Origin of the sequence: Methylobacterium sp. GXF4 (assembly GCF_000272495.1) — a bacterium.
GTDB classification, from domain to species: domain Bacteria; phylum Pseudomonadota; class Alphaproteobacteria; order Rhizobiales; family Beijerinckiaceae; genus Methylobacterium; species Methylobacterium brachiatum.
This window is the reverse complement of record NZ_AKFK01000069.1, coordinates 37,882-44,523: the sequence shown is the minus strand read 5'-3', so window position 1 is coordinate 44,523 and position 6,642 is coordinate 37,882. Positions and strand designations below refer to the sequence as shown.

At 69.5% G+C, this 6,642-nt stretch carries 5 protein-coding genes; 3 read left to right on the top strand and 2 right to left on the bottom strand.

The features are described from left to right. Window positions 1–208: 208 nt before the first annotated feature. Both WYO_RS19115 and WYO_RS19110 read left to right on the top strand, forming a co-directional pair. Window positions 209–1,510, top strand: coding sequence for a dicarboxylate/amino acid:cation symporter (locus tag WYO_RS19115; RefSeq protein WP_007565509.1), 1,302 nt, complete (start codon window positions 209–211; stop codon window positions 1,508–1,510). Window positions 1,511–1,809: 299 nt separating this feature from the next. Beyond that, window positions 1,810–3,174 carry a D-serine ammonia-lyase gene (locus WYO_RS19110; protein ID WP_007565508.1) on the top strand — a complete coding sequence of 455 codons (1,365 nt, stop codon included), beginning with the start codon at window positions 1,810–1,812 and terminating at the stop codon, window positions 3,172–3,174. Window positions 3,175–3,541: 367 nt separating this feature from the next. On the opposite strand, the gene WYO_RS19105 is transcribed toward WYO_RS19110, so the two are convergent. Then, window positions 3,542–4,456, bottom strand: coding sequence for a LysR substrate-binding domain-containing protein (locus WYO_RS19105; protein ID WP_007565507.1), 915 nt, complete (start codon window positions 4,454–4,456; stop codon window positions 3,542–3,544). A gap of 182 nt (window positions 4,457–4,638) precedes the next feature. Between WYO_RS19105 and glyA the strand changes: the two genes are divergently transcribed. Beyond that, window positions 4,639–5,901 carry a serine hydroxymethyltransferase gene (glyA, locus tag WYO_RS19100; RefSeq protein ID WP_007565506.1) on the top strand — a complete coding sequence of 421 codons (1,263 nt, stop codon included), beginning with the start codon at window positions 4,639–4,641 and terminating at the stop codon, window positions 5,899–5,901. A 73-nt stretch (window positions 5,902–5,974) separates the two neighbouring features. Here glyA and WYO_RS19095 read toward each other — a convergent pair whose 3' ends face one another. Further along, a complete protein-coding gene (locus WYO_RS19095) occupies window positions 5,975–6,205 on the bottom strand; it encodes an Lrp/AsnC ligand binding domain-containing protein (protein ID WP_007565505.1) in 231 nt (76 codons plus the stop codon). Window positions 6,206–6,642 lie beyond the last annotated feature (437 nt).

Sequence of the window (6,642 nt, the reverse complement as noted above, 5' to 3'; positions counted from 1 at the left end):
CGGCTGATCGAGGCGATCCGCCACCGGGAGAACCCCGCCGCCTCGGAAGCGCGCACGAGCGCCCTGGCCAAGCTCTGAGCGGATCGCTCCCGCGCGATCCGGGCGGGAGCCATCCCCAGGAGATTCAGCGGCCCCGGCTCGGTCACCCGTGCCGGGATGTAGAAGCATCGCGATGAAGACGATGCACACAGAACCGAGGAACAGGCCCATGCAGGTCGATGCCCGCCCGGATCGGGATCCGAACCGGCTCACCCTGTACATCATGGTCGGCTTGGTCCTCGGGATCATCTGCGGCTATGCCTGCCATGCCCTGGCTCCCGATGCCGCCGCGGCCAAGACGATCGCGGGTTACTTCTCGGTCCTGTCCGACGTCTTCCTCCGACTCATCAAGATGGTGATCGCGCCGCTCGTCTTCGCGACCATCGTGTCCGGCATCACCAGCCTCGGCGCCTCCGGGGGAGCCGTCGGGCGGATCGCCGCGAAGGCGCTGGGCTGGTTCATCTCCGCCTCGCTCGTCTCTCTGTTCGTCGGCCTCGTCATCGCGCATGTCGTGCAGCCGGGCCACGGTCTCGGCCTCGCGGTGCCGGAGGTGGGCACCAACCCGAACATCCAGGCCACCGGCCTGACGCTGAAGGGCTTCGCCTCGCACCTCGTCCCGAGCAGCATCGTTGAGGCGATGGCCACGAACGAGGTGCTGCAGATCCTGGTCTTCTCGACGTTCTTCGGCTTCTCCCTTGCCGGCCTGAAGGGGACGGTGGCCGGCACCATCGCGACCGCGATCGACGAGCTGGTCCCGGTGATGCTGCGCTTCACCGATTACGTGATGCGGTTCGCCCCGATCGGCGTCTTCGCCGCGATGGCCTCCGTCATCACCACGCAGGGTCTCGGCGTCCTGATCACCTACGGCAAGTTCATCGGGGCGTTCTACCTGGGGCTCGCGTTGCTCTGGGCGGTCATCATCGCGGCCGGGAGCGTCGTGCTGGGCAAGTCGATCGGCCGGCTCCTGCGCTTGTTGCGCCAGCCGATGATGATCGCCTTCTCGACCTCCAGCAGCGAGGCCGCATTCCCGAAGATGATCGAGCAGCTGATGCGGTTCGGCGTGTCCGAGCGCATCACCGGCTTCGTCCTGCCGCTGGGCTACTCGTTCAACCTCGACGGCTCGATGATGTACCAGACCTTCGCGGCTCTGTTCGTCGCCCAGGCCTACGGCATCGACATGCCGCTCTCGACCCAGATCACCATGCTGCTGGTGCTGATGGTGTCGAGCAAGGGGGTGGCCGGCGTGCCGCGGGCATCCCTGGTCGTCGCCGCCGCGACCCTGCCGATGTTCGATCTGCCGACCGCCGGCCTCGCGCTCCTGATCGGCATCGACCAGTTCCTCGACATGGGGCGGACCATGACGAACGTCATCGGCAACGGCGTGGCCACGGCGGCGGTGGCGAAATGGGAGGGCGAGCTCTCCGAGGGACCGGTCATGCCGGAGGCGCGCGAGCCCGCCGTCGCTGCCTGACGCCGGTCGCATCTCCCAACAGCAGTCGAAGGCTTTCACCAAGCGACGCCGGGCGTGCGGGTCACCCTCGGCGCGGGACTCTGTGCTGCCCGAGACGGAACGAACAGCATCGGGTTGGCGGCGCTCGGGCCGTCTGACTTCGGAGCCGCGAGCATCAGGCCGGTGTGCAGGCCGCACCGATCAACGGGAAGGTGTGCGCTCGCAGCGTCCCGGTTTATGACACGGCCCGACCCGCCGGCTGCGGCTCGGCGGCCGCGGAGGTCGCCGGGCCGGAGCGCCGACCAGCCAGGACCCTCACGATGACCCGGCAAGCCCCCGCGATCCACGGACGGCCCCTCGACGCGTGGCTCGCCACCCATCCCCTGATCGGCGACCTGATCGCCGGCCGGGAGACCGCGTGGTTCAACCCCGGCATCGCGCCCGCCGCGACCGGGCTCGCCGATGCCGGGCTCACGATATCCGACGTCGAGGATGCGAGCGCGCGATTGACGCGCTTCGCGCCGCTGCTCGTTCGGTTCTTCCCGGACCTCGCCGCGACCGCGGGGATCATCGAATCGGACCTCGTCGAGGTGCCGGCCTTCGCGGAGGCCCTCCGTCGGCGCTACGGCTATGCGGGCGGGGGCCGGCTTCTGCTGAAGAAGGACAGCCACCTGCCGGTCTCGGGCTCGATCAAGGCGCGCGGCGGCATCTACGAGGTGCTCAAGCGGGCCGAGACCCTGGCCCTCGGGGCCGGGCTGATCGCGGTCGGCGACGATTACGCGGCGCTCGGCGAGGACAGCGTGCGCGCCTTCTTCGGGGATTACAGCGTCGCGGTCGGCTCGACGGGCAATCTCGGCCTGTCGATCGGCATCATGAGCGCCAAGATCGGCTTCCGGACCACGGTCCACATGTCGGCGGATGCCCGGCAGTGGAAGAAGGATCGCCTGCGCGCCTCCGGGGTGACGGTGGTCGAGCATACCGGCGATTACGGGGCCGCCGTCGCCCAGGGCCGTGCCGAGGCCGAGGCCGATCCGAACTGCCATTTCGTCGATGACGAGCACTCCAAGGACCTGTTCCTCGGCTACGCGGTCGCGGGCCTGCGGCTGAAGCCGCAACTCGCCGCCCTCGGCGTGCCGGTCGATGCGCAGCATCCGCTCTTCGTCCACCTGCCCTGCGGGGTCGGCGGCGGTCCGGGCGGGGTCGCGTTCGGGCTCAAGCTGGTGTTCGGGGATGCGGTTCGCTGCCTCTTCGCAGAGCCCACGCCCTCGCCCTGCATGCTGCTCGGCGTCTATACGGGCTTGCACGACGAGATCTCGGTCCAGGATTTCGGGATCTCCAACGCGACCGTCGCGGACGGCTTGGCGGTGGGGCGGCCATCGGGCTTCGTCGGCCGGGCCATGCAGCGCCTCGTGGATGGCTATCTGACGATCACCGACCAGGAATTGCTCGACCTCCTGGCCCTGCTCAAGGCCAGCGAGGACCTGATGCTGGAGCCCTCCGCCGTAGCGGGCGCACCCGGCCCCTCCCGGATCGTGGCCGACGCCGCCTATCGCGCCCGCTTGAACCTCGACCGCGACCGCTTGGACGCCGCCACGCACATCATCTGGGCTACGGGCGGCAGCATGGTTCCCCCGGAGGAGGCGCACAAATACCTCCAGGGCGCCGGCCAGGCGGCAGCACGCTAGGGACACCCGGCTCAGTGCCGGTGATCGGCGAGCAGGCGGCACGGCGTTCGGAACGGAGAACGCCGACATCGACCGGCAGGGGCGGGTTCTGACGGTCCGCCGGTTCGCGCACGCAGACGACGGATGGCCGGGATGATCCGCTCGGCAGGGGCGATAGCTCCGCGAAGAGTCCCGGATGAGCCCTCGTACCCCTGCGCTGACCGTCGGTGACGTGCCGAGCCGGCTGGGCCGCGTGGTTCCGGGATGCTCGCAGGCTCGCAGGTCGGGATCGCACCTGGCCGTGATCGGAGCGTCGCGGCGGCGGTCCGAGGAATGCGCGATCGCTGAGGCGGACCAGGTCCGGCCGGCGATCGGATTCCGCCGACGCTCATCGCCCCGCGGGCGCCGGGGCCGTCTCACGCAGCCATGCGACCACGGCTTCCGTCCCGGCATCGCGCCTGCCCCCCTCGGGCAGGATCAGCGAGAGCGGCGGACCGCGCAGGGCAGCCCCATCGATCGGTGCCAGCAGACGCCCGTCCCCGAGGGGCGCCTGCAGGAGGCTGCTATGGCCGATCAGGATGCCGGCCTCCTCGATCGCCGCCTCCACGGCCATGCTGTAGAGCGAGAAGGTCGATCCGCGGCGGGCGTCGACCTGCCTGCCGCCGGCATGCCTCAGCCATCGTGCCCAGTCGTTGCGCCATCGCGCATCGTGCAGCAGCGTCATGTCGGCCAGGCCCGCCAGATCCAGGCTGCCCTCTCGGTCGGCCAGGAGTTGGGGCGCGCAGACCGGAAACAGCTCGTCCTCCACCAGCGTCTGGGTGCTGCAGTGGGGGACATCCGCGTCCGCGAAGAACAGGCCGAAATCGAAAGGGTCCCGGGCGAAGTCGGGGGGATTCTCCAGCGCGACCACCGAGAATGCGAGGTTCGGGAACGCCTTGCGCATCGCCCCGAGACGGGGCGAGAGCCACAGCTGCGCCACGCACGGGAGGGCCGCGATCTGGACCTCCTGGCGATCGGCATGCCGACGGAGCTCGTGCGCCGCGCCGGCCAGGGCATCGAACGCCGCGACCAGGCGCGGCAGCATCGCCCGGGCCTCGCTCGTGAGCTGCAGGCCCCGCGCCTTCCTGTGAAACAGCGGCTTGCCGACCCAGTCCTCCAGCGCGCGGACCTGCTGCGCGATCGCGGCCGCGGTGACGCAGAGTTCGTCCGCCGCGCCGACGAAGCCCTCGTGGCGGGCGGCCGCCTCGAAAGCGCGCAGGGCGTTGAGCGACGGGAGGGACGGCCGCGGCGGCGAGAGGGACATCGAAGGCCTAGCTGAGCTTGGTCTCGCCCGCAGGATATTTCGTTTGCGGGCCCTCGGCAAAACCCCCATCCCGGGGGCGATCACGGATCGCGGAGCGGCGGTCGCCGGCACGCCCTCGGGGCGCCGCGACGGATCGCCGACCCGCATCCTCCCCTGTTCCCGCGCAGCATGGGCTTGGCGACATGACATACCTCCACAAGGGCTACTTCACGGAAGGGCTCGACGCCGATCCCGAGCTCGCCGCCTCCATCCGCGGGGAGCTGCGCCGCCAGCAGGAGGGGATCGAGCTGATCGCGTCCGAGAACATCGTGTCCCGCCTCGTGCTCGAGGCGCAGGGCTCGGTCCTCACCAACAAGACCGTCGAGGGCTTCGCCTTCGCACGCTATTACGGCGGCGCGGAATTCGCCGACGCGGTCGAAGACCTGGCCCTCCGGCGGGCCAAGAAACTCTTCGGCGCGCGCTTCGCGAACGTGCAGTCGCATTCCGGATCGAACGCCAACGGCGGCGTCTTCCTCGGGCTTCTGAAGCTCGGCGACACCATCCTGTCGATGAACACCGCCGCCGGCGGCCATATCAGCCACGGCCACCCCGCGACCTTGACCGGGCGGGACTACAACATCGTCCGGTACGGCGTGAATCGCGAGACCGAGCTCGTCGACCTCGATGAGCTGCGCAGCCTCGCCCGTGAGCACAAGCCCCGGATGATCATCGCGGGCGGGTCCGCCTACGCCCGGGTCCTGGACTTCGCCGGATTGCGCGCGATCGCCGACGAGGTCGGCGCCTACCTGGTCGTCGACATGGCCCATTTCGCCGGGCTGGTGGCCTCCGGCATCTATCCCGATCCGCTGCCGCACGCGCACGTCGTCACCTCGACCACCTACAAGTCCCTGCGCGGTGCGCGCGGCGGCCTGGTGCTGTGGAACGACGCGGCGCTGAGCGACAAGATCAATTACGGCATCTTCCCGGGCGTCCAGGGCTCGGTGATGCTGCACATTGTGGCCGCCAAGGCGGCCTGCTTCGGCGAAGCCCTCCGGCCGGAATTCAAGGGCTACAACCAGGCGGTGCTCGACAACGCTCGTATGCTCGCCGCCACCCTGGCGGAAGCCGGCATCCGCCTGGTCGCCGGCGGGACGGATTGCGGGCTGATGCTCGTCGATCTCGTCAACCAGGGCATCACCGGCGACATCGCCGCGAAGGCGCTGGAGCATGCGGGGCTGGCGGTGAACAAGAACCAGATCCCATTCGACGAGCGCCCCCCGGAGGCACCGTCGGGCCTGCGCCTGTCCAGCAACGCCGGCACCGCGCGCGGCTTCGGGGCCGAGGAGTTCCGGGCAATCGGCACCTGGATCGCCCAGATCGTCAAGGCCCCGTCCGACGAGGCCCTCATCCGCTCGATCCACGGGCAGGTCTCGGATCTCTGCGCCCGCTTCCCGATCTACGCCTGATCAACCCGGCGCCCCGCGGCGTGCGAATCCGGGGGGCGCCGATCAGGGCCAGCGGTTGCTTCACGATGCGAGGTCAGCGCCCGACGACGCTCCGGATCGTGAAGCTGGATTGGATCCGGGACACGCCGGGCAGCTTCGATAGCACGGATCGATGGAGCCGCTCGTATTCCCCGGCATCGGCCACTCGGATCTTCAGCAGGTAATCCGAACTGCCGGTCATGAGGTAGCAATCCTGGATGTCCGGGCAGTGGCGGACGTCAGCCTCGAACCGGTTCAGGTCATCCTCCCGCTCCCGCTCCAGCATCCGCAGCCTGCACAGGCAGACGGACAGGCGATGCCGTTCGCTCGGAGCGGGACAGGCCGCTCGTGCTTGTCGGGCCGCCATATTCCCGGAGCCGGTCGGGGACGGCGCTCTCGGAGGAGAGCGGCCGGACCTCGTTGATCTGCACAATAAGGACCGCTTGCGCGTCCAGGCGCTCAGCGTTGCGATCGCCGCAAAGCGCTTAAGTTCGATCCGGAAGCCATCGTGCCAGCCGATCGCGCTGGCCGCCGCGGCACCGAAGCGTGGAGGCGCCCCCAAGCGCGATACACGGGCTTCGATGGCCGCCAGGACGTGACGGTGCGGAAGTGACCGACGGGCCTGAAGGCCTGGCCGACCTTCTCCGTAAACCCAGGCAGCGGCTCACACCCAATCCACACCGCCTACTCTGAGAGAAACAACCCACCCGGGCATGAGCCGTG